Here is a 25,897-nt window from a genome sequence, read left to right as displayed (position 1 = left end):
TTTTATTGCTCAAGTTTAGGGGCAAAACTGACAGTTTTTACTCTATCAATAAACGATACACCCTTAATATCTTCTTTCAAATTTACATCTAAGGTTTCTTTGAAGTAAACTTTGGTTGAAGATGAAGCAAAAGTATCAATAAAAATAGCTGCAGCAGCTGCACCAGCAGCAGCGTAATAATTACCTGAGGCTAATGCTGAAGCTGCAGTTTTAGCAAGCTCTCCTGCTACTTCACCAGCTGCTTCGTTGTTATTTCCAGCTGCAGTGTTAGGAGGTGTGTTTTCAGCATCTTGACAGGCTAATTCATAGCCAGCTTTATTCTTTTCACTAATTGAATCGGGTGTGGTTTCTGAGTTATTTGTTGTTGAGGTTTCACCAGAGGGCGTTGCTACCAGTTCAGCAGTACCATTTGTTGTAGTTTCAGGTGTTGTTTCTTCTGTTTTATCTTTTGGCTCGCTCCCTTTGAATTTACAGTTTTTAGCTAAGGTTTGTGCAAAAACGCCTGCACCTGTGATGGTAGTTTCTTGCAGCTCGGGAACCATCTTACGAATATCGACAAAAGTGGCAATATGTTTTACAGCCCGATTTATTAGTGTGCTTTTTACTTCTGAGGCAATACGCGCTTGCTCCTCTGGTGTGTAATTGAATTCACCTCCATCAGCTAAAAATTCTATGGTAAAACCTTCTTCAACAATTTTGTTTTCATATCCTTTAGTTTTTTTCTTGTGCCTGATAAAACCACCGCCTTTTGTTTTGGTTTTCATGTATTTTTCATACATTCTGTATAAGTTATACTCAGCTTTATAGCCTCTGTTAACTTTTACCTCATATTCTAAAACTGCATTGGGCATTAAATAGCTATGTAGTTCTTTGCTTGCATTCTCTTTTATATTACCTTCATCATCAAGTAGAGGACATGCTCCCATCAAACTTAATCTTACTTGCCCAGAAATAGAGTCAGTAAAGGGTATATTTTTATCAGACTGATCACCGAGTTTTTGTGGAGCTTCTAAAGTATTTGGCTCCACAAATAAACCACTGTGTTTACCCGCAACACTCACTGACAAAGCACCTGGTAGTTCCCTAAAAGCTGTTTCTAAGGAACTTGCTTGTAAGGTGTTAAACTTAAAGCTACTGTCTTTGATAGGTATTGCCTGGAAGTTAATGCCAGGGTTTAGTCGTTGATATTCGTTAACTAACTCATTCCAGGGTAATGCATAAGTGATACCTGCTGTCATTCCTTCTTTCAAGGCAAACTCTTTATAGGTATCCATTATTATTTTACGTAAAGAGTTTATTTCAGCTAAAGACTTAACTGAGGTGGATTTTAATTGATCAGCTTTATCCTGTTCAGCTTGCATCTTTTTAGTGAGAGTTTTAATTTGTAATGAAATATCATAGCTTTCATTAATTAATGTCGTTTCTTTACGCCTAACATCTCTTAGTTTGCTACGTTCTTCTTTAAAAATAGCTAACTCTTCTTTACACTCTGTTGCGGCATCTACACTAGACTCCTTACAGTCTATATATTCTGTTTTTGCCGTTCTTATCGCCTTCAATATTTCGGTGCGTAGTTTTTCTTGCTCTTCAAGCTTACTAGTAATAATCTCATTTTGAGCTTCTAGTGGTGCTAACTCTTTAGCAATTACGAACATTTTTTCATGAACTATTTTTTCTATTTCATTTTGATTTTCTTTATAATTTTTTACCTCATCTTCAATATAACTGACAAGAATTTTATTGCTTTCAGTTAAGCTGTCTATGCTATTACAAAACTCAAGGTTTGCATTAGGAGCAACAGAGGTTACAGTAACGTCTCCTATCGCAGGTGGAAGCACATATGCATGGTCACAGGAGTTTCCAAAAAGCACCCCAGTCCCCAGCTCCGGTGCTTTGATTTTAGTATCGCAAGTTTTAAATGTTGGTACTGCCATTGCTGTTTGTGTGGCGGCAGCAACTAATGTGGCTAAAGCTAATTTTTTCATTGTTTAGTATATTTCCCCAAAAAGTTATATTTCTTCGTACTCACCTAGAGGACTATTTTTATATCGCTCCAGTCTTTCTTTATGTTCTTGTTCGTACTTTGCCATTTTTTTCTCAAAATCTTTTACTAATATTTTAAGTTCTGCTGAACGCAGGCTGGTTAATCGCTTAAATAGTTCACCTGCTTGTGTTCGTTCCTCCTCTATCGCTAATCCATTGTTAAGTCGATTGATTAAATTGCTATCAGCAACAATTTTCTCTAAATCTTCAATTTCAGAACGAAGCTCTGTGACTGTCATGTTAGAAGCTGGGGTAGAAATATCGTAATCAAAAACTATATGCTCAGTTTTTTTCTGTTGTTTTTTTTCAACTGTCTCAGATTTGGATCTCTGGTCAGTAATAGCTTCTTGAGTTTGTTTTACTTGGTTTAGGCTTTCTTTGGTGTTTTGCAGTTTTATGGTAGTTGATGCTTGCGTCTTATAGGAAGCAAGCGGCTTTTCTTTTTGTTCTGATAGTTCTGTATATGCTATAACACCTACTGCAATACTTACTGAAAGAACACCAAAACTAGTGAAAAATTTATTCATAATAAACCTGTAAACTACCTGTCTTTCAAATGCAGGCTGCTTTTGAAAGACAGTCTCTGATACATAAAGTATAGGGTGTCTATAAAAGTGGTTTTATTTTATATATTTTAATAAGGATTCACCTTGATAAGGTTGTGCAGGCACTTTCTTGGTAATACCATTAGCCAATAAATCCTCATTATCTAGGTCTAAAGTTTGCGTTTCCTGGCTGACTAGTTTGTTAAAAATAATGGTGGTGTCAGCCTTGTTTGATAATGTGATTGCCGCATTTTCAAATGCTCGGCCTAATTGAAAATATGACTTAGCTTTATTGTCTTTAATGCCTTCAATTGGGTGACTTTCAATATAGCTTTTAATAGAGTATATATCTGCTGAGCTAAGAATAGTTTCTTTTAAGTTAGGATTACTCTCATAACCTTTCAGTTCAATTGATACCTTGACTTTCTCATTGAATATATCGCAAGCCAAGTCCAGAGCATTTAACTCTGTTGCACTGGTTCCACCAAACAATATGTTATCATTAATGCTGGCTGAAAATGAGTTTAGAGTAGCTTCCTCATTACCTAGTCGTTTAATATTTGCATCATCTGCAATATCAAAAGATACATCATAATGATTGAAACTAATATTATTTTGTATATGGTAGCTTGATCTTATTATGCCGGCATTAACAGCAGCCTGACTAGCTGTTTTATGTAATTTAGGGTCAGTTAAGAATGGCGCTGCTGTTACATGAAGTAATAGTGTATTGTTGTTTCTGATATTATTCAAAATATTCTTTTGAAGCATAGGAACACTTGAGTAGTGCTCATATACGTCTATTTTTTCTGCTACATCAGCACAGGTTTCAGCGTTAAGCTTTCCCTTGGTAAATAAAGGGGAATTAATTACCTTATACTCAAGTTTACCTATGAATTCAGTAGGGTAATTGAGCAAAGAGATATTGCCATAGCTGTCAACATTAGCTTTTATAGGTTGGTAAAAGCCTTCGTAAGAAAAAGATATCTCATCAGCAGAACCTATTGTGCTGTGGGTTGCTAAAACTGCTAGAGTAAGTGGTGCTAACAATTTTTTCATAAATAGTTTCCTTGATGCATTTAATGGTTTTAAAGTTGTTTTTTAGTAAGAAAAAAATAATACTATGACAATCATTTTTTCTTAAATGGTAGTTGATGATTAATGAGTGAAAATAATCAAATCATCCCCTTCAGTACAATTCCTATAATCATAATTGCCCATATTGCACTAACACTGCTTATACACAAATAAAAAATATCTCTGGTTTTCTTGTTAATGAATAAAGAGACGGTTGATAGTATTAAAGCACAAGGAGCTCCTATTATGATTATACCAAAGATAATCATTTCTTGTTTATTATTAAGGGCAATAAAATTTACCACTTCATCTGCAAAATAAGTGATCGTGGCTAGTATTACTGAGAGACAAATAATATCAGTTATCCAGCGTAAAGTGACTATTCTAAAATTATTGTCTCTCATAGTGCTTATCACTATAGTTTTTTCATGTAATTAAAAAGATCTTTATCAACAGAGTTCCATAGTGTGTCGGCAAGCCAAACGTTGGGACCACCATAAGCACCAGTTCCTTCGCCATAAGTATTAGTTGTAGTTACATTACTAGCATTGGTTACCCACCGTTTGACAATACCTGGGTAAAGGTCATGGTTTTTAAGTGTAACATTAATAACAGTTTCACCTTGGTTATATACTTCATGCCGTACTGAACCTATTGTATAACCAAGAGATTTTACAACAGAAACTTGTTCGTCTCTAATAGGTGAACCATTACCACCTGGAGCGGGAAAGCGCAACAAACCTTGCTTTGCATTCCTATAATTACACCAGGAACTGCTATTATCACAGAAATTTGATAAAAAATAATGATGGAAATCAGGGTGTGTTTCATCAAAAGAAGGCACGCCATCGGCGTTGACAGAAATGATACCATCATCATTATTCGCAGATAGATTATTATCTGAAATAGAACGTCGAACGCGTGAATTAAAAGATGATAAACCAGTTTTTGTCACAATGTTCTGATGAATTCTTTTAGTTACCTTCTCAAGTGAGCCATCTGCTTTATATGAATATGCAGATGAATATTGATTACCTCGAACTGAGCAAAGTTGACCGTCACCATATTTGCACTCATCATAGGTATATTTATATACAAGTAAGCCATTTTCAAGCCGGCTGGTGACTCGACCTAAATTATCATATTGATACTCTATAGTGCGATCGGTACCAATCTTTTTCTCGGTTCTTAACCCTTCTGTATTGTATTTGAAAGATACAATACCCTTTTTGGAATTAGTGATAGAGCTAACTTGATTTAATTCATTATATTGGATAGAAACTTCTTCATCATATTCATTTGTGTAAAACTGAACTCGGCCATTTGAATCATAGACGCATTGAGTAAAATTTTGCTCACAATAGGTTGGTATGTCAGGCTGATTATTTGTAGTCGATACAGCGTATGATTGCTGGATACTTAGAGCAATTACAGATGCGATAAGCTTATTCATTCCATAAAATCCTTCTAATTAATTCTTGTCTTACTAGCTCAATTAAAAAAGTTATACATCAGGTAAACTCAAATAATATTATTTGTAGTGCTAGAAGTTTTGCTGCGGCAAATAAAACGAGGAGTATTGATAATATACAACAAGAAGCTTCCTTACCATTATTAAACACCTTTGGTCACAACAAAGCTAGTTCGCCATTATAATACATATGATGGCTAATGGGTAGGGTTATTTTAAACTGAGTGTAATAAGTTGTTAGGGAGTAAGGTGAAAGTAAGTAATAACTCTCGGTGTTTTTTCATTCCTATTTGATTTTTTAAATAACTCATTATACATGATCGGCCAGCATTTCATTATCAATGAACTTCCCCCTTTTTCAAAGGGGGGAATAGAGCTGTGGCTAGTGTTTTACACTATCTAAACCCCACCCAACCTGTCTTAGGTCGATAACGAATACCATACACGACTTCTTCCACCCATTTGGAATTCCCTTGTTTAAATTGTTGGATGGCTTTAGTGTCGTCGTTATTACCCGTTAACTGACCTAGCCAATAGCCATAGCTGCAATCTTTATTTTGCTGGCATTGGCTATTATCCGCATATAAAGCCCCAATGGCGGTATTGACTCGCCTGACTAAATCAGACTTTACTTCGCGGGTAATTTGATCCTGTTCAGCAGGGGAGTAGGCATATTCACCGCTGGTAGCGTCGAAGTTGATATCAAACCAATCTTTGGTGATGACTTTGCGCTCGATATAGGTTTTTTTCTTCTTTTTAAACCATTTTTTCTTTTTCTTGGTGCGAACAATGGTTTTGACGAAGGTATCCAGTTTATATTTAGCCGTATAGCCCCGTTTAATCTGTTCTTCGTATTCATACTGAATGTGTGGGGTTAAATGGGCGGCTAAGTTTTCTACCGGTTGTGGTTGATTGGCACTAGGCGCAAAAGGACAATAACCCGCCAAGCTCAAACCAATAGTGCCGTTGATTTTACTCGGCAAACTAATCGGGGTGGAGGGCGCTTTGCGTAAAGTGCTGGTTATTACTGTATCGCCTTTAGGCATGAGAGTGGTTTCATAACCATTGATTTGTACATCATTATTTTGCTGATTAATGCTGGTATACAAGACGGCAGGTAGGGTAATGGATTTATCCCCGAGAGGGGTTTCAGGTTTTTCCTGTAGTTCCGCCAGTATTTTTGCACTAGTCACCGGTAAGGGCTGCCACTGCATTTTTAATGGCTGGTTTAATTGCTTATAACGATTAACCTGCTCAGCCCAATCCCATTGATATTGAATCTGCGCGGTAGCACCTTCCAACCCAGCAAATTCTCGATAAAGCGCTAACTCCTTATCTTGTAGGGCTTTAAACTCTTCAATTAAATCGGCAAGTTCAGTATCCACGGTTAAATAGTTATCTAAAGCTTCGCCATAGGCATCAAACGCTTGGTCATACAACTGTTGTTTAACTAGCCGGGCTTCAACGGCCGCATCTAATTCAGTTAATAGCTGGATTAATGTTTGTTGGGCGGCAGTTAATTGGTTTTGCGCGGTATTACAATCCGTGCCTAATAATGCACAATCTTCTACGTCTAATTCCAGCTGACCTATAGTCCGCCGTTGCGATAACACCGTTTTACGTACCGCGGCTTCCGCTTGTTCGGCGGCGACTAAATCATTAAAAGCCTGCTCTCGTTTAGCTTCATATGTCATTAGCTGATCATCGTGAGGCAGGCTACCCATAATGGTTTTAAACTTGGTGTTGGCTTGCCCTAGTTCTTTTAGGAGTTCCGTTTGATTGGTTTGAGCCGTTGCTAATTTAGGGCAAAAGGCGGCATTATCAGGGTTAGGGGTTAATGCCGTCACTTCGGTGGTGCCCGTGGCGGGTGGGCTCACATAAGCTGTACGACAGACATCATCAAATAACACGGTTGAAGGGTTTTGCTCTGGGTGCTGGGTTAACAAGGCGCGGTTACAAAAGCGGCTTTTATATAGAGAAGGGCCGTTGTATTTGCCTATGCCAGTGTCGACTTCGGCTTTAGGGAAACTACCATCGGGGGCAGCAAAGGCGATTAAGTCTGGGGCACCAGGGCGGGTGATTAGTAGGTCGTCACGGCCGTCTTTGTTGCGATCTTGGATGGTGATGTTGGCGTTTTGCCAGCCGGAGGGAACAATTGAGGAAATATCATGGAAATAGGTAAACTTAGGTACGGGGACAAACCAAGCTTTACTGGGTACTATTTCTGTATATTTTAGATTATTTACTTTAAAACTATTAAATACATAAATTTTGTTTTTTAGTGCTGAATGTTGTGGTTTAAACAACATATCCTGAAATTCATCGCCATTAAAATCACCAAACATCACTTTGTTTAGTGAGTTTGTTACTTCTTTAATATCTCCCAAACAGTGAGTGTTTTTTGTAATTCCTACAGTAATATTTGCATTTGGCTGTATTTTATCATAATAATCTGTTGTGTTTTTAATAAAGAAAGGAGTGCTAGATGGTTTAAATGGGCCATCAAACCAAGCACCAAACCGATAAATATGGCTATCAGTTCTCTTGATAAACTGAACTATTGTATTCTCGCTAGCGAATGAGGTACAACGATCTCTAAAGAGTGAAGAGTATGTTTTTTCGTATAAAAATGATATTTCTAGTTTTTCTGTATTATAGTCAAAAATCACCTCTTGTGCATAAATAGAAAATGAGTTGAGGCAAGCAATAATTAATAGAAGCTTCCTTACCATAGGTAAACACCTTTTATTACAACTAAAATTGGCGGGCCATTATAAGACAAATGCCTTTTAGTGAATAGGTGAATTTTTGTTAGTAATTTTACGTAGAATTAATTCGCTAAAAAACAAGTGAGTGGTAACTTTGTGGTTTTTTGTTCCTATTTTGGTTTTTTAAATAACTTATTACATATGATCAGCCAGTATTTTTCACCAATCAACATCCCCCTTTAATGAAAGGGGGACTGAGGGGGATTTCATGAAGTTTACTCAGAGTATCTAAGAAAATCCCCCCTAACCCCCCTTTGAAAAAGGGGGGAATAGTGCTGTGGTTCAATCCAGTTTCAACGGGGGAATAGAATTGTGGCTAGCGCTATCCCCTCATCCTCCCCGGCTAGCGTTTTTTGCAATTAATGCTGCTATCGCTCATTATGTAGTAGTTAATGAGCCTCTCTCTGAGGTAGAGGTGATTTTCATTGAGCAATATGTTAAATGTTTAAACTGTATTATACATGCTGCACAATCCAACCTCCCCCTTTAATAAAAGGGGGATTGAGGGGGATTTCATGAAGCCTACTCAAAGTATCTAAGAAAATCCCCCCTAGCCCCCCTTTTTCAAAGGGGGGAATAGAATTGTGGCTAGCGCTACCCCCTCATCCTAGCCTTCTCTCCCAGGGGGGGGCGAAGGGACTTGTCCGTGCAATATGCAAGTCATGGTAAAAGGCTCTATCATAAACACACTATATTAAATATTTAAACTGTATTATACATGCTGCACTTAGCAGTTCCCTCTCCCAAAATTGGGAGAGGGGTAGGGTGAGGGTTTTACACTACCTAAACCCCACCCAACCTGTTTTAGGTCGATAACGAATCCCATACACGATTTCTTCCACCCATTTGGAATTACCTTGTTTAAATTGTTGGATGGCTTTAGTGTCGTCATTGTTGCCAGTAAGTTGACCTAACCAATAGCCATAACTGCAATCTTTATTTTGTTGGCACTGGCTGTTATCAGCATATAGGGCACCAATAGCCGTATTGACTCGCCTGACTAAATCAGACTTTACCTCGCGAGTAATTTGATCCTGTTCAGCGGGGGAATAAGCGTACTCACCACTGGTAGCGTCGAAGTTGATATCAAACCAATCTTTGGTGATGACTTTGCGTTCGATATAGGTTTTTTTCTTCTTTTTAAACCATTTTTTCTTTTTCTTAGTACGCACAATGGTTTTGACGAAGGTATCCAGTTTATATTTAGCTGTATAACCCCGTTTAATTTGCTCTTCGTATTCATACTGAATGTGTGGGGTTAAATGGGCGGCTAAATTTTCTACCGGCTGGGGTTGATTGGCACTAGGTGCAAACGGACAATAACCCGCTAAGCTCAAACCAACAGTGCCGTTAATTTTACTGGGTAAACTAATCGGGTTGGATGGCTCTTTGCGTAAAGTGCTGGTTATTACTGCATCGCCTTTAGGCATTAACGCTGTTTCATAACCATTAATTTTTACGTTAGCCGCTTGGTCATCAATGCTGGTATACAAGACGGCCGGTAGGGTAATGGCTTTATCACCTAGAGGGGTTTCGGGTTTTTCCTGCAATTCGGCGAGGATTTTAGCCCCGGTCACTGGCAAGGGTTGCCATTGCATTTTTAATTGTTGGTTGACTTGCTTATAACGATTAACCTGCTCAGTCCAATCCCATTGATATTGAATTTGCGCGGTGGCGCCTTCCAAGCCCGCAAATTCTCGATAAAGCGCTAACTCCTTATCTTGCAGGGTTTTAAATTCCTCAATTAAGGCGGCTAACTCCGTATCTACTGTTAAATAATTATCCAAGGCTTCGCCATAGGCATCATAGGCTTGGTCATACAATTGTTGTTTAACTAGCCGGGCTTCGACAGCGGCATCTAATTCAGTTAATAACTGAGTTAAGGCTTGTTGGGCTGCATTGAGTTGATTTTGCGCCGTATTACAATCAGTGCCTAATAAGGCGCAATCTTCCACATCCAATTCCAACTGGCCAATAGTTCGTCGCTGAGATAATACCGTTTTTCGCACCGCCGCTTCGGCTTGTTCGGCGGCGACTAAATCATTAAAAGCCTGCTCTCGTTTAGCTTCATACGTCATTAGCTGGTCATCGTGAGGCAAGCTACCCATAATGGTTTTAAATTTCGTATTAGCTTGACCTAGCTCTTTTAGTAGTTCCGTTTGATTGGTTTGAGCCGTTGCTAATTTAGGGCAAAAGGTGGCATTGTCAGGATCAGGGGTTAATGTTGTCACTTCAGTCGTGCCCGTTGCCGGTGGGCTCACATAAGCCGTACGACAGACATCATCAAATAACACCGTTGACGGATTTTCGTCTGGGTGCTGGGTTAACAAGGCGCGGTTACAAAAGCGGCTTTTGTCTAGAGAAGGGCCGTTGTATTTACCAATACCGGTATCGACTTCGGCTTTAGGGAAACTACCGTCGGGGGCAGCAAAGGCGATTAAATCGGGAGCGCCAGGGCGGGTGATTAAAAGGTCGTCACGGCCGTCTTTGTTGCGGTCTTGTACTTTAATCGTTACGTTTTTTAATGATATTCCATCTATGGTTTCTAGTGCTTTTGCAAATGGGTATTTGCCATATTTTGCTGGACCTACTCCAAGAAGATTAGTTGTTTTGATTTCACTTTGAGTACCATAAAATATAAGTAATGAGTAAGGGGAATAATCATATTTTATTTGGTATATGACATCTCCTAGGCCATCATTATTAAAATCACCAAAAAAACCCTCTGAGTTAGACTGCTCGAATGTGTACCCATCACAGAATAGCTCTGGAGTATTTGGATAGAGCTCTTTATGCTCTTTTTCTGTCATATAATTGCGAGTAACTTTAAATAAGTGGGCTAGTGGGGTTATTCGCGAATTAGAATTCAATATTTCACCGATTCTAAATCTTTTCTCCTTTACTGGAAGCAGTTCCAGATCATAACTAACGATAGTATAAGGACGAACTCCCATGCTCAACATACCACTTTCTTTTAAGCCTAAAACACACTCTTCATATGCAGATAGACTACTCAAAGGATCTTTCATTCGACCCTTAAAATAAGAAGAAGTAAATTTTTGATTTCCAGGCAAAAACTCAATGACATCATCTGTGTTTGCTATAATTTGAGAAGAGAAAAATAAGGTTGCACTAAACAATACAACAAGCTTCCTTAGCATAGGTAAACACCTTTTATTATTACGTCTAAAATTATCGTTCCATTATAAGACAAATGCCTTTTAGTGAATAGGTGGGTTTTTGTTAGTAATTTTACGTAGAATTAATTCGTTAGAAATAAAGTGAGTGATAACTTTGTGATTTTTTTGTTCCTATTATTTCTATTTAGCCTTTTTAATAACTCAATACATATAATCAGTTGGCATTTTTCAGCAATCAACTTCCCCCTTTAATGAAAGGGGGGGATTTCATGAAGCCTACTCAAAGTATCTAAGAAAATCCCCCCTAACCCCCCTTTTTCAAAGGGGGGAATAGCATTGTAGTGAGAGTTTTACACTACCTAAACCCCACCCAACCGGTCTTAGGTCGATACCGTATGCCATACACGGTTTCTTCCACCCATTTGGAGTTGCCTTGTTTAAATTGTTGGATGGCTTTAGTGTCGTCGTTATTACCCGTTAACTGACCTAGCCAATAACCATAGCTACAGTCTTTATTTGCTTGGCATTGGCTGTTATCCGCATATAAGGCACCAATCGCGGTATTCACTCGTCTGACTAGATCCGATTTCACTTCTCGCGTAATTTGATCCTGTTCAGCAGGGGAGTAGGCGTATTCACCACTGGTGGCGTCGAAGTTGATATCGAACCAATCTTTGGTGATGACTTTGCGTTCGATATAGGTTTTTTTCTTCTTTTTAAACCATTTTTTCTTTTTCTTAGTGCGGACAATGGTTTTGACGAAAGTATCGAGTTTATATTTGGCGGTATAACCCCGTTTAATTTGTTCTTCGTATTCATACTGAATGTGTGGGGTTAAGTGAGCAGCTAGGTTTTCTAGTGGCTGGGGTTGAACGGCTGATGGTGCAAAAGGGCAATAACCGGCTAAGCTCAGGCCAATAGTGCCGTTGATTTTACTCGGCAAACTAATCGGGGTGGAGGGCGCTTTGCGTAAAGTGCTGGTTATTATTGCATCGCCTTTAGGCATGAGAGTGGTTTCATAACCATTGATTTGTACATCATTATTTTGCTGATTAATGCTGGTATACAAGACGGCAGGTAGGGTAATGGATTTATCCCCGAGAGGGGTTTCAGGTTTTTCCTGTAGTTCCGCCAGTATTTTTGCACTAGTCACCGGTAAGGGCTGCCACTGCATTTTTAATGGCTGGTTTAATTGCTTATAACGATTAACCTGCTCAGCCCAATCCCATTGATATTGAATCTGCGCGGTAGCACCTTCCAACCCCGCAAATTCTCGATAAAGCGCTAACTCCTTATCTTGCAGGGTTTTAAATTCCTCAATTAAGGCAGCTAACTCCGTATCCACCGTTAAATAGTTATCTAAGGCTTCGCCATAGGCATCATAGGCTTGGTCATACAATTGTTGTTTAACTAGCCGGGCTTCGACAGCGGCATCTAATTCAGTTAATAACTGAGTTAAGGCTTGTTGGGCTGCATTGAGTTGATTTTGTGCCGTATTACAATCAGTGCCTAATAAGGCGCAATCTTCCACATCCAATTCCAACTGGCCAATAGTTCGTCGCTGAGATAATACCGTTTTTCGCACCGCCGCTTCGGCTTGCTCAGCAGCTAATAAATCATTAAAAGCCTGTTCCCGCTTAGTAGCATACGTCACCAGTTGGGTATCGTGAGGCAGGCTACCCATAATAGTTTTAAATTTAGTATTGGCTTGGCCCAGTTCTTTTAATAATTCCGTTTGATTGGTTTGAGCCGTTGCTAATTTAGGGCAAAAGGCGGCATTATCAGGATTAGGGGTTAAGGTTGTGACGTTGGTGGTGCCGGTGGCAGGCGGGCTCACATAAGCCGTACGACAGACATCATCAAATAACACGGTTGAAGGGTTTTGCTCTGGGTGCTGGGTTAACAAGGCGCGGTTACAAAAGCGGCTTTTATATAGAGAAGGGCCGTTGTATTTGCCTATGCCAGTGTCGACTTCGGCTTTAGGGAAACTACCATCGGGGGCAGCAAAGGCAATTAAATCAGGAGCGCCAGGGCGGGTGATTAATAGGTCATCGCGGCCGTCTTTGTTGCGATCTATGATATTAATAGTAACATTTGACCAATCAGTTATTAATTTAGAAATATCAAGTACTACAGGACCTTGGTAGTTTCTCTTAACATTTTCATGATGCTGGTGTCCTATAGAGATAAAACTATGCCCAGCAGGAAACTTTTTTAACTCTATGTTATTAAGTTTTTGGCTATAAAAAGTCAGTGCTTTTTGGTGGTGTGAGCTATGTTTCGTTATGTATAGGAGATCTGTTATGTTATCTCCATTAAAGTCGGCATAGTATGACTTGCCTGGATTTTTTTTGACTTCATCTATATCCCCATTGCATTTCTCATTATATATGGTTCCAGTATTATTTATCTTCCAAAGCTTCAAGCTTTCATTAAAATAAGTGTTGCCTTCAAAAATATAAAATGAATAATATCCACTCAATAAATTTCCAGGCGGTCCCATAGAAGTTGTTTGTATTACATAGTTGAAGTTTGTATTTTCTTGTGTGATATAAATATTAGAATATGTACCCCAGTGTTCTGGGTTATTCATGCATGGCCCTGGGCTACCAGAAAGAGGAGAAGTGTACCAGTAACTCAGTTTATATCTTTCATAAATATTAATTGAAGATGGTTGGAAATCAATAATATGATCTGTACTAGCAGCGGTTTTAGAAGAGAAAAATAAAGTCAAACTAAGTAATACAACAAGCTTCCTTACCATAGGTAAACACCTTTTATTACAACTAAAATTGGCGGGCCATTATAAGACATTTGGATTGTATTGAGTAGGGTGAAGTCTGACTGAGTATTTTATAGGGAATAAAAGGGATGAAAATAAAGTGAGTAGTAACTTTGTTGATTATTTATTCTTGCCTTATCTATTTTTTTGATTAACTCACTGCATGAGCCCCCCCATATTCTCCCCGGTTAGCATTTTTTACCAATCAACCTCTCCCTTTAAGAGGGTGTTGCAAAAGGTCAGGAGCGCAGCAAAGACAAGGCAAAAATCGGTGAAAAGGCGGACTAAGGGGGATTTAATGAACAGCTACTCAAGGATATAGTCGTTTTGTCTATCGCTGTAATGCTGTGAAAGAAGTGGCAGCTTAGGCCATATCAAGGACTTCGACACTGTTACTTGCTACAGCTACATAAAAGTATTACTCTTACCAGTATGAGTAATACCAAGGAGCAGCACATGAAAGTTACGACTAAGGGGCAAGTCACTATTCCCCAAGCCATTCGAGACAAAAAAGGCATTACGGCTGACACTGAAATCGAGTTCATTGAAAGCCCGGATGGTCGCATTTATATAGAAGTGATTAAGCCAGCGACTAAGAAAAGCCGCTTTCGAACAGCCCATAAAGTAGCTAGTGTCATGATGTCAACTGATGAAATTATGGCACTGACGAGAGGCGATAATTAATGTCGGTTGCTTTAGTTGATAGCAATATTTTACTTGATTTAGCCAAACCAGACTCTGATTGGTATGAGTGGTCAGCAAGCACCTTAGAAAAATTAGATGAACACTATACATTGGCAATTAACTCAACTGTTTATGCGGAAGTGTCCATTGGTTTTAATAAAATTGAAGAATACGAGGAGTTTATCAGCCACTGCCAATTTGAAATACTGGAAGTTCCTCGCGAGGCGTTGTTTTTAGCTGGTAAAGCTTTTCTACAATATCGTCGCAAAGGTGGCAATAAAAGTAATGTATTACCTGATTTTTTTATTGGTGCACATGCAGCAGTGAAAGGCTATTCGCTAATTTCCAGAGATAAGGGGCGATTTACAACTTACTTTCCTACCGTGAGTTTAATTACGCCAGTATAGACTTGTTTTGTAAGCCCCTCAGTCTAGCCTTTTCCCGAAGGGAGAGGGGACTGTTTGTGTAGTATGGGTTAAAATCTTAGCATTTTGTTACTATGCTAAGATTAATTACCGATATTTGCATATTGCACAAATAAGTTCCTTCTCCACCCTGTGGGGGGAGAAGGGTAGGATGAGGGGGGCTAGTCTGCTACTGAAAGACTAGTAATAGCATTAAAAAAATTATCTAAACCCCACCCAACCGGTCTTGGGACGATAACGAATCCCATACACGATTTCTTCCATCCATTTGGAATTACCTTGTTTAAATTGTTGGATGGCTTTAGTGTCGTCGTTATTACCCGTTAACTGACCTAGCCAATAACCATAGCTACAGTCTTTATTTGCTTGGCATTGGCTGTTATCGGCATATAAGGCGCCAATAGCCGTATTGACTCGACGCACTAAATCAGACTTTACTTCACGCGTAATTTGATCCTGTTCAGCGGGGGAATAGGCGTATTCACCACTGGTAGCGTCGAAGTTGATATCAAACCAATCTTTGGTAATGACTTTCCGTTCAATATAGGTTTTTTTCTTCTTTTTAAACCATTTTTTCTTTTTCTTGGTGCGTACAATGGTTTTGACGAAGGTATCCAGTTTATATTTCGCGGTATAACCTCGTTTAATTTGCTCTTCGTATTCATACTGAATGTGTGGGGTTAAGTGAGCCGCTAAGTTTTCGACCGGTTGGGGCTGATTAGCACTGGGCGCAAAAGGGCAATAACCCGCTAAGCTCAAACCAACAGTGCCGTTAATTTTGTTAGGCAAACTAATCGGGTTGGATGGCTCCTTGCGTAAAGTGCTGGTTATTATTGCATCGCCTTTAGGCATTAATGCCGTTTCATAGCCGTTGATTTGTACATCATTTTGCTGATTAATGCTGGTATACAAGACGGCCGGTAAGGTAATGGCTTTATCCCCTAATGGGGTTTCGGACTTTTCCTGTAATTCCGCCAGTATTTTAGCACCAGTCACTGGTAAGGGTTGCCATTGCATTTTTAATGGCTGGTTTAAAGCTTGATAGCGATTAACCTGGTTAGCCCAATCCCATTGATAGTGAATTTGCGCGGTGGCGCCTTCTAAACCAGCAAATTCCCGATAAAGCGCTAATTCTTTATCTTGTAGGGCTTTAAACTCCTCAATTAACGCAGCTAATTTAGTATCTACGGTTAAGTAGTTATCCAAGGCTTCGCCATAAGCATCAAACGCTTGGTCATACAATTTTTGTTTAACTAGCCGGGCTTCGACAGCGGCATCTAATTCAGTTAATAATTGGGTTAAGGTTTGTTGGGCTGTGGTTAATTGACTCTGTGCTGTATTACAGTTGGTGCCTAATAACGCACAATCTTCCACGTCTAATTCCAGCTGGCCAATAGTTCGTCGTTGAGATAACACCGTTTTGCGCACCGCTGCTTCGGCTTGCTCGGCGGCGACTAAATCATTAAAAGTCTGCTCTCGTTTAGCTTCATACGTCATTAGCTGGTCATCGTGAGGCAAGCTACCCATAATGGTTTTAAATTTCGTATTAGCTTGACCTAGCTCTTTTAGTAGTTCCGTTTGATTGGTTTGAGCCGTTGCTAATTTAGGGCAAAAGGTGGCATTGTCAGGATCAGGGGTTAATGTTGTCACTTCAGTCGTGCCCGTTGCCGGTGGGCTCACATAAGCGGTTTGGCAAATATCATCAAATAATACCGTGGATGGGTTTTCATTGGGGTGCTGGGTTAAGAAGGCACGGTTACAAAAGCGGCTTTTATACAAGGACGGGCCGTTGTATTTACCAATACCGGTATCCACTTCGGCTTTGGGGAAACTACCATCAGGGGCGGCAAAGGCGATTAAATCGGGAGCACCTGGTCGGGTGATTAATAGGTCGTCACGGCCGTCTTTGTTGCGGTCTTGGATGGTGATGTTGTAATTAGTAGCCCCAGCACTAAACAAGTCTGTTATCTCATAGAAGTTATTTAACTCGTTATAAACGAAACTACCTTCAGATAAAGGATGAGGTTTGTAGCTTATATGACTGGGGTTAAACCCCAAATAAACATAAGCTCTATTTTTTATAAATTTATCGTCATAAACTACTATCATATCTCCAAGATTATCTCCATTAAAATTCCCAAAATATTGCTTAAATCCGTGTGTTTGCTCCGTGTACTTGCTTTTGTCGCATCTGAATAGTAATTTCTTATATGAATAAATTAGTCCTGATTTCAACCAATCACTCTCATTCCATAAACTTTCGTTAACAATTTTTCTAATTGTAAGAGCGTTGTTTATAACTGGAGATGTTTTTTTGAAAGGATTAAATGCATGAGTAAGCTTGAATTTTTTAATATCTTTGCCAATAGCTATTTCAGAGAGCTTAACAGCAGGAAAGCTATAGCATCCTCTCCCTATAATTGTTTCATAAAATTCGATATACCTGAAGCTAAGGTTAAACTTTCCTGGCTTAAAGTCAAAAATTATCTCTTGGGAAAAAACAGAAAATGAGTTAAAGCAGGCAATGATTAATAGAAGCTTCCTTACCATGAATAAACACCTTTTATTACGACAAAATTGGCGGGCCATTATAAGACAATTGCCTTTTAGTGAATAGTCGAATTTTTATTAGTAATTTTACGTAGAATTAATTCGCTAGAAAATAAGTAAGTGGTAACTTTGTAGGTTGTTTGCTATTATTTTAGCGGTTTGTGCTTTTTTATAGATTAACTCATGATATATGAGCAGCCAGCTAATAACCTCCCCCTTTAATAAAAGGGGGATTGAGGGGGATTTCATGAAGCTTACTCAAAGTACCAAAAATCCCCCCTAACCCCCCTTTTTCAAAGGGGGGAATAGTGCTGTGGTTCAATCCAATTTCAACGGGGGAATAGCATTGTAGTGAGGGTTTTACACTACCTAAACCCTACCCAACCTGTTTTAGGTCGATAACGAATGCCGTATACGACTTCTTCTACCCATTTGGAATTCCCTTGTTTAAATTGTTGGATGGCTATAGTGTCGTCATTGTTGCCAGTAAGTTGACCTAACCAGTAACCATAACTACAGTCTGTATTTTGCTGGCATTGGCTGTTATCGGCATATAAGGCGCCAATAGCGGTATTCACTCGTCTGACTAGATCCGATTTCACTTCGCGGGTAATTTGATCCTGTTCAGCAGGGGAGTAGGCGTATTCACCGCTGGTAGCGTCGAAGTTGATATCAAACCAATCCTTGGTAATGACCTTCCGTTCGATATAGGTTTTTTTCTTCTTTTTAAACCATTTTTTCTTTTTCTTGGTGCGGACAATGGTTTTGACGAAGGTATCCAGTTTATATTTCGCGGTATAACCTCGTTTAATTTGCTCTTCGTATTCATACTGAATGTGTGGGGTTAAGTGTGCGGCTAGGTTTTCTACCGGTTGAGGTTGATTAGCACTGGGCGCAAAAGGACAATAACCCGCCAAACTCAAACCAATAGTGCCGTTAATTTTACTGGGTAAACTAATCGGGCTGGATGGCTCTTTGCGTAAAGTGCTGGTTATTACTGCATCGCCTTTAGGCATTAATGCCGTTTCATAGCCATTGATTTGTACATCATTATTTTGCTGATCAATGCTGGTATACAAGACGGCCGGTAGGGTAATGGCTTTATCCCCTAATGGGGTTTCGGGCTTTTCCTGTAATTCTGCCAGTATTTTAGCACCAGTCACTGGTAAGGGTTGCCATTGCATTTTTAACTGTTGGTTTAAAGCTTGATAAAGACTAACTTGTTCAGCCCAATCCCATTGATAGTGAATCTGTGCGGTAGCGCCTTCTAAGCCCGCAAATTCTCGATATAACGCTAATTCTTTATCTTGTAGGGCTTTAAACTCCTCAATTAACGCAGCTAACTCTGTATCAACAGTTAAATAGTTATCTAAGGCTTCGCCATAGGCATCATAGGCTTGGTCATACAATTGCTGTTTAACTAGCCGGGCTTCGACAGCGGCATCTAATTCGGTTAATAACTGGGTTAGGGTTTGTTTGGCAGCATTAAGTTGATCTTGCGCCGTATTACAATCAGTGCCTAATAACGCACAATCTTCTACGTCTAATTCCAGCTGGCCAATAGTTCGTCGTTGGGATAATACGGTTTTACGTATCGCTGCTTCGGCTTGCTCAGCGGCGACTAAATCATTAAAAGCTTGTTCTCGTTTATCGGCATACGCCACTAGTTGGGTATCATGGGGTAGACTACCCATAATGGTTTTAAATTTAGTGTTGGCTTGCCCTAGTTCTTTTAGTAGTTCCGTTTGATTGGTTTGAGCTGATGCTAACTTAGGGCAAAAGACGGCATTATCAGGGTTAGGGGTTAATGCCGTCACTTCGGTGGTGCCCGTGGCGGGTGGGCTCACATAAGCCGTACGACAAACATCATCAAATAACACCGTTGACGGGTTTTCGTCTGGGTGCTGGGTTAACAAAGCACGGTTGCAAAAGCGGCTTTTATATAAGGACGGACCGTTGTATTTGCCAATACCAGTATCGACTTCAGCTTTAGGGAAACTACCGTCGGGGGCGGCAAAGGCGATTAAGCCTGGTGCGCCAGGGCGGGTGATTAGTAGGTCATCGCGGCCGTCTTTGTTGCGGTCTTGGATGGTGATGTTGGTAAATCTATCAAATTTTGTTATCCCTGAAATATCTATAGGTATGTTATTTAATGTGTAGTTGTCTGATGCAATTGATGAAGTAACTAGTTTATGTCTATTTAACTCAAAACTAGGAAAAACTAAAGCTCGCCCTAGAAAGGATGGGTGTGTAACAATTACTACTAAGTCAGTTAAGTTATCACCATTAAAGTCTCCTTTTTTTATAAGAAAACTATCAATTTTCATAGATATGTCTTTGTTGCAATGCTTTTTCTCTGATAGAAAATTTAAATTGTTGTATGTGTTTTTTATTTTATTATATTCATTTAAATTCTTTATTTTTTGCATATTAGTGAAACTAAATATAAATGCTTTAGGTTTACTATCCATTAATGTGAGTTCAAAGTCTCCATGCTTTTTTATTGAGATTCCTAGCAATTCAAAAACTGGCCCTCCAGTTCCTCCACAGCCACCATCGCCCATCCAACTGAATAGATTATGTGCTTTTACATATTCAATCTTGAGATTTAGATTTTCACTACCAAAGTCAATAAGATTACTTGCTATAGTATTGCAGCAAAGTAAACATAAAGAAAAAAAAGAAACCAATGAACTATAAAGTTTATAATTCGTTTGTTTTAGCATAATTGAATCAGCCTGAACTTTATTGATTAATATAATGTTATTTCGTAACCGGCTTGTAGCTAGCGCTACCCCCTCACCCTGAGGTAGAGGGTATTTGCATTGAGCTATATGTGAGTAGTGCTCATTAATTTGAGCACAGTAGCAGTATGTTAAATATTTGCACTGAACCATTCCTGCTGCACAATCCAGCTTCCCCCTTTAATAAAGGGGATTGAGGGGGGGCATGAAGCTTACTCAAAGTAAAAAATCCCCCCTAACCCCCTTTGTCAAAGGGGGGGATAGCATTGTAGTTAGGGCTTTACACTACCTAAACCCCACCCAACCGGTCTTGGGACGATAACGAATGCCGTATACGACTTCTTCGACCCATTTGGAATTACCCTGTTTAAATTGTTGGATGGCTTTAGTGTCGTCGTTATTACCCGTTAACTGACCTAACCAATAACCATAACTGCAATCTTTATTTGCTTGGCATTGGCTGTTGTCGGCATATAAGGCGCCAATAGCGGTATTCACTCGTCTGACTAGATCCGATTTGACTTCCCGCGTAATTTGATCCTGTTCAGCGGGGGAGTAGGCGTATTCACCACTGGTTGCGTCGAAGTTGATATCAAACCAATCCTTGGTAATGACCTTCCGCTCGATATACGTTTTTTTCTTCTTTTTAAACCATTTTTTCTTTTTCTTAGTGCGGACAATGGTTTTGACGAAGGTATCGAGTTTATATTTCGCGGTATAGCCCCGTTTAATTTGTTCTTCGTATTCATACTGAATGTGTGGGGTTAAGTGAGCTGCTAAGTTTTCTACCGGTTGAGGCTGATTAGCGCTGGGTGCAAAGGGGCAATAACCGGCTAAGCTCAGGCCAATAGTACCGTTAATTTTACTGGGTAAACTAATCGAGTTGGATGGCTCCTTGCGTAAAGTGCTGGTTATTATTGCATCGCCTTTAGGCATTAATGCCGTTTCATAGCCGTTGATTTGTACATCATTTTGCTGATTAATGCTGGTATACAAGACGGCCGGTAAGGTAATGGCTTTATCCCCTAATGGGGTTTCGGACTTTTCCTGTAATTCCGCCAGTATTTTAGCACCAGTCACTGGTAAGGGCTGCCACTGCATTTTTAATGACTGGTTTAATTGCTTATAACGATTAACCTGTTCGGCCCAATCCCATTGATAGTGAATTTGCGCGGTGGCACCCTCCAATCCTGCAAATTCACGATAAAGGGCTAATTCTTTATCTTGTAGGACTTTAAACTCTTCAATTAAGGCGGCTAACTCAGTATCCACGGTTAGGTAGTTATCCAGGGCTTCGCCATAGGCATCATAGGCTTGGTCATAGAGTTTTTGTTTAACTAGCCGGGCTTCGACAGCGGCATCTAATTCAGTTAATAACTGGGTTAAGGTTTGTTGGGCGGCAGTTAAGTCACTTTTCGACGTATTACAGTCGGTGCCTAATAACGCACAATCCTCCACGTCTAATTCCAGCTGGCCAATGGTGCGCCGTTGGGATAACACCGTTTTACGTACCGCTGCTTCGGCCTGTTCGGTCGCTAATAAATCATTAAAAGCCTGTTCCCGCTTAGTCGCATACGCCACCAGTTGGGTATCGTGTGACAGGCTACCCATAATGGTTTTGAATTTGGCATTGGCTTGGCCTAGCTCTTTTAATAATGCCGTTTGATCCGTTTGAGCCGTTGCTAATTTAGGGCAAAAGGCGGCATTGTTAAGGTTAGGGGTTAATGCCGTCACTTCAGTCGTGCCCGTTGCTGGAGGACTCACATAAGCTGTACGACAGACATCATCAAATAACACGGTTGAAGGGTTTTCATTGGGGTGTTGGGTTAACAAGGCGCGGTTACAAAAGCGGCTTTTGTATAAAGAAGGGCCATTATATTTGCCTATGCCGGTATCGACTTCGGCTTTAGGGAAACTGCCGTCTTCAGCTGCGAAGGCGATTAAGTCTGGGGCCCCGGGGCGGGTGATTAATAGGTCATCGCGGCCGTCTTTGTTGCGATCTTGGATAGTTATATTTGCATCATATAAGCCTTTTATAGTATTAGAAATAAATATTTTGAAATTAGTGATTTTTACTTTTTTGCTATTTAATACTCCTAGTGGAATTTCGTAAAATTTATTAGAGTTTAGAGTCTGTGATAAAACTACTAATAGTTTGTCTCTAACATTATGTTTTCCAAATACTACAAGTAAATCACTACTTCCATCAGCATTAAAATCGCCATAATATGGTCTTAAGTAGCTAGATAAATCCTCTACCTTAGTAGGGCATCTATGGCCTTTTTTATTCATTATCGTATGATGGTTTTTTTCAGCAAATAACTTATTAATTTCTTTATCTATATACATAAATGCTGTACCAATAAGCCCTTTTATAAAATTATTATTTGAGTTAGGGGTAGTATCCAAGAAAACTCTGATATCAATCCCATCTTGAAAGTTGTATATATCAATAGTGCTAAGACTAGTTACTTTATGAGGGTTATGACATAAGCCTCTAAGTACATCGGTACTTTTATAGTGTTTAAGAAGATTGATTTTTGATCTTGATAAATCAATCTTCTTATCACCAGTGGACGAGAAACATAAGCCTGAAAATAAAGCTAAAGTCAAAATAATAAATTTTTTCATAGGTTTTTTTAGATTATTAATTCTAAGTATAAAATAAAGGGAATAAGTGAGTATAGTTTCACCTAAACCCCACCCAACCGGTCTTAGGTCGATAGCGAATCCCATATACTACTTCTTCCACCCACTTGGAATTACCCTGTTTAAATTGTTGGATGGCTTTAGTGTCGTCATTGTTGCCAGTAAGTTGGCCTAACCAGTAACCATAACTACAGTCTGTATTTTGCTGGCATTGGCTGTTATCGGCATATAAGGCGCCAATAGCCGTATTGACTCGACGCACTAAATCAGACTTTACTTCGCGGGTAATTTGATCCTGTTCAGCAGGAGAGTAGGCATATTCACCGCTGGTAGCGTCGAAGTTGATATCAAACCAATCTTTGGTGATGACTTTGCGCTCGATATAGGTTTTTTTCTTCTTTTTAAACCATTTTTTCTTTTTCTTAGTGCGGACAATGGTTTTGACGAAAGTATCCAGTTTATATTTGGCGGTATAACCCCGTTTAATTTGTTCTTCGTATTCATACTGAATGTGTGGGGTTAAGTGAGCAGCTAGGTTTTCTAGTGGCTGGGGTTGAACGGCTGATGGTGCAAAAGGGCAATAACCGGCTAAGCTCAGGCCAATAGTGCCGTTGATTTTACTCGGCAAACTAATCGGGGTGGAGGGCGCTTTGCGTAAGGTGCTGGTTATTACTGTATCGCCTTTAGGCATGAGGGCTGTTTCATAGCCGTTGATTTGTACATCATTATTTTGCTGATTAATGCTGGTATACAAGACGGCCGGTAGGGTAATGGCTTTATCGCCCAGTGGGGTTTCGGGTTTTTCTTGCAATTCCGCCAGTATTTTTGCACCCGTCACTGGTAAGGGTTGCCATTGCATTTTTAACTGTTGGTTTAATTGCTTATAACGGTTAACCTGCTCAGCCCAATCCCATTGATAGTGAATTTGTGCGGTGGCACCTTCCAGCCCAGCAAATTCTCGATATAACGCTAACTCCTTATCTTGTAGGGCTTTAAATTCCTCAATTAACGCAGCTAATTCAGTATCTACGGTTAAGTAGTTATCTAAGGCTTCGCCATAGGCATCAAAGGCTTGATCATACAACTGTTGTTTAACTAACCGAGCTTCGACGGCCGCATCTAATTCGGTTAATAACTGGGTTAGGGTTTGTTTGGCAGTATTAAGTTGATCTTGCGCCGTATTACAGTTGGTACCTAATAATGCACAATCTTCCAGGTCTAATTCCAGCTGACCTATAGTCCGCCGTTGCGATAACACCGTTTTGCGCACCGCCGCTTCGGCTTGTTCGGCGGCGACTAAATCATTAAAAGCCTGCTCTCGTTTAGCTTCATATGTCATTAGTTGGTCATCATGGGGCAGGCTACCCATAATGGTTTTAAACTTGGTGTTGGCTTGCCCTAGTTCTTTTAGGAGTTCCGTTTGATTGGTTTGAGCCGTTGCTAATTTAGGGCAAAAGGCGGCATTGTCAGGGTTAGGAGTTAATGCCGTCACTTCAGTCGTGCCCGTTGCTGGAGGACTCACATAAGCGGTACGACAGACATCATCAAATAACACCGTTGATGGGTTTTGATCCGGGTGTTGGGTTAACAAGGCGCGGTTGCAAAAGCGGCTTTTATATAACGACGGGCCGTTGTATTTGCCAATACCTGTATCCACTTCAGCTTTAGGGAAACTGCCATCTTCAGCAGCAAAGGCGATTAAGTCAGGAGCACCAGGGCGGGTGATTAATAGATCATCGCGGCCATCTTTGTTGCGGTCTTGGATGGTGATGCTGGCGTTTTGCCAGTCAGTGGTTAAATGGGAGATATTACGGACAGTTGGTCCTATATAATTATGGCTTCTAAGTGTAATGTTATTTTCTCTTATTGAATTTGGTATCAACCAGTTACCATCCTTTATAAAGCTTAAAGAGTGAAAACTGAGTTCGTTTGGCTTTTGTTCAAAATTAAATTGGGTTTTTATTCCATAAAATGCTAATGCCTTAGCCTTATAGTTACTGGAGTTAACTAAAAAGATAACATCACTTAATGAGTCATTATTAAAGTCTCCAAAATAGTACTTACTTAGTTGATTTTTAGTGCTAGTTATATTATTGCATTTTAAACTTATAGGTATTTTTGTTTGAAAGGCACTCAGTGCAACTAATCCTCCTACAATATTATTTTCCAATACAGCGCCTATGCTATAAAAAATATTATTTTGTTGAATGACGCTAATGACACCTCCAGATATATAAAAACTGAAGCATATATTAGGATTAGAATTCGCTATGGGTGACCAGTTATCGCTTTCATCTGGAATGAAAAAATTGGTGTTTTTTGGCAGAAATTCAATTACATGATCAGTATTTGCAATACATTGAGAAGAAAAAAATAAAATTGAACTAAGTGATACAACAAGCTTCCTTACCATAGGTAAACACCTTTTATTATTACGACTAAAATTGGCGGGCCATTATAAGACAAATGCCTTTTACTTAATAGGAGAGTTTTTGTTAGTAATTTTACGTAGAATTAATTCGTTAGAGATAAAGTGAGTGGTAACTTTGCGGATTGTTTGTTCTTTTTCCCAGTTTGTGCTTTTTTATAGATTAACTCATTATGTATGAGCAGCCAGCTAATAACCTCCCCCTTTAATGAAAGGGGGATTGAGGGGGATTTCATGAAGTTTACTCAAAGTAAAAAAATCCCCCCTAACCCCCCTTTTTCAAAGGGGGGAATAGTGCTGTGATTTAATCCAATTCCAACGGGGGAACAGAATTGTGGTTTAACTCATTCTTTCCTTTTAAATTTGCTATCTAAAAATAATATTAAAATCCATTCGACTAATGTCTACTTTCATTATTTAATAGCTTGCTTGTAAATCAATCGAGCTGGATATAAAACGACAGTCTTTTGATCCTTATACATCAATTAGAATCCAATATATTAGCTACCATTCAAAAACAAATTCCGACCAGTTAGTCAAAAATAATTGAAAGCCACGTCCTTTCAATAAGTTGTGTTTAGGTAACGGTGA

Annotated in this window: 13 protein-coding genes; 2 read left to right on the top strand and 11 right to left on the bottom strand. The window is 39.5% G+C overall.

Annotated features, from left to right (window positions below; genetic code table 11):
- Nucleotides 1–2 precede the first annotated feature (2 nt).
- The 7 genes from OQE68_RS01785 to OQE68_RS01755 form a co-directional block, all read right to left on the bottom strand.
- Nucleotides 3–1,985, bottom strand: coding sequence for a hypothetical protein (locus OQE68_RS01785; RefSeq protein ID WP_180571234.1), 1,983 nt, complete (start codon nucleotides 1,983–1,985; stop codon nucleotides 3–5).
- A gap of 24 nt (nucleotides 1,986–2,009) precedes the next feature.
- Entirely contained in the window at nucleotides 2,010–2,570 is a 561-nt protein-coding gene (locus tag OQE68_RS01780) for a hypothetical protein (protein WP_180571235.1), read from the bottom strand.
- A gap of 93 nt (nucleotides 2,571–2,663) precedes the next feature.
- Nucleotides 2,664–3,647, bottom strand: a complete 984-nt coding sequence (locus tag OQE68_RS01775) for a hypothetical protein (RefSeq protein ID WP_180571236.1) — start codon at nucleotides 3,645–3,647, stop codon at nucleotides 2,664–2,666.
- 433 nt (nucleotides 3,648–4,080) lie between these two features.
- Nucleotides 4,081–5,118: a hypothetical protein gene (locus tag OQE68_RS01770; protein WP_180571237.1), complete on the bottom strand. Its 1,038-nt coding sequence runs from the start codon at nucleotides 5,116–5,118 to the stop codon at nucleotides 4,081–4,083.
- 413 nt (nucleotides 5,119–5,531) lie between these two features.
- On the bottom strand, nucleotides 5,532–7,868 hold the full coding sequence (locus tag OQE68_RS01765) for a hypothetical protein (protein WP_266195439.1): 2,337 nt from the start codon (nucleotides 7,866–7,868) through the stop codon (nucleotides 5,532–5,534).
- 815 nt (nucleotides 7,869–8,683) lie between these two features.
- Nucleotides 8,684–11,065: a hypothetical protein gene (locus OQE68_RS01760; protein WP_266195438.1), complete on the bottom strand. Its 2,382-nt coding sequence runs from the start codon at nucleotides 11,063–11,065 to the stop codon at nucleotides 8,684–8,686.
- A gap of 334 nt (nucleotides 11,066–11,399) precedes the next feature.
- The gene (locus OQE68_RS01755; protein WP_266195437.1) at nucleotides 11,400–13,808 is read right to left on the bottom strand and encodes a hypothetical protein; all 2,409 of its coding nucleotides are present in this window, start codon (nucleotides 13,806–13,808) and stop codon (nucleotides 11,400–11,402) included.
- A gap of 474 nt (nucleotides 13,809–14,282) precedes the next feature.
- Between OQE68_RS01755 and OQE68_RS01750 the strand changes: the two genes are divergently transcribed.
- Nucleotides 14,283–14,510: an AbrB/MazE/SpoVT family DNA-binding domain-containing protein gene (locus tag OQE68_RS01750; RefSeq protein WP_163834549.1), complete on the top strand. Its 228-nt coding sequence runs from the start codon at nucleotides 14,283–14,285 to the stop codon at nucleotides 14,508–14,510.
- Entirely contained in the window at nucleotides 14,510–14,917 is a 408-nt protein-coding gene (locus OQE68_RS01745) for a type II toxin-antitoxin system VapC family toxin (RefSeq protein WP_180571814.1), read from the top strand. The genes OQE68_RS01750 and OQE68_RS01745 overlap by 1 nt, the downstream gene beginning before the upstream one ends.
- A 219-nt stretch (nucleotides 14,918–15,136) precedes the next feature.
- Here OQE68_RS01745 and OQE68_RS01740 read toward each other — a convergent pair whose 3' ends face one another.
- The 4 genes from OQE68_RS01740 to OQE68_RS01725 all read right to left on the bottom strand — a co-directional run bounded on the left by OQE68_RS01740 (nucleotide 15,137) and on the right by OQE68_RS01725 (nucleotide 25,291).
- Nucleotides 15,137–17,044, bottom strand: coding sequence for a hypothetical protein (locus OQE68_RS01740; RefSeq protein WP_266195436.1), 1,908 nt, complete (start codon nucleotides 17,042–17,044; stop codon nucleotides 15,137–15,139).
- A gap of 806 nt (nucleotides 17,045–17,850) precedes the next feature.
- A complete protein-coding gene (locus tag OQE68_RS01735; protein WP_266195435.1) occupies nucleotides 17,851–19,812 on the bottom strand; it encodes a hypothetical protein in 1,962 nt (653 codons plus the stop codon).
- A 702-nt stretch (nucleotides 19,813–20,514) separates the two neighbouring features.
- On the bottom strand, nucleotides 20,515–22,860 hold the full coding sequence (locus OQE68_RS01730; RefSeq protein WP_266195434.1) for a hypothetical protein: 2,346 nt from the start codon (nucleotides 22,858–22,860) through the stop codon (nucleotides 20,515–20,517).
- Between the two features lie 58 nt (nucleotides 22,861–22,918).
- Nucleotides 22,919–25,291: a hypothetical protein gene (locus OQE68_RS01725; protein WP_266195433.1), complete on the bottom strand. Its 2,373-nt coding sequence runs from the start codon at nucleotides 25,289–25,291 to the stop codon at nucleotides 22,919–22,921.
- Nucleotides 25,292–25,897: the final 606 nt, after the last annotated feature.

Source organism: Spartinivicinus marinus (assembly GCF_026309355.1).
GTDB classification, from domain to species: Bacteria; Pseudomonadota; Gammaproteobacteria; order Pseudomonadales; family Zooshikellaceae; genus Spartinivicinus; species Spartinivicinus marinus.
The sequence above is the reverse complement of the archived record's forward strand: the minus strand, read 5'-3'. Positions and strand labels throughout refer to the sequence as shown.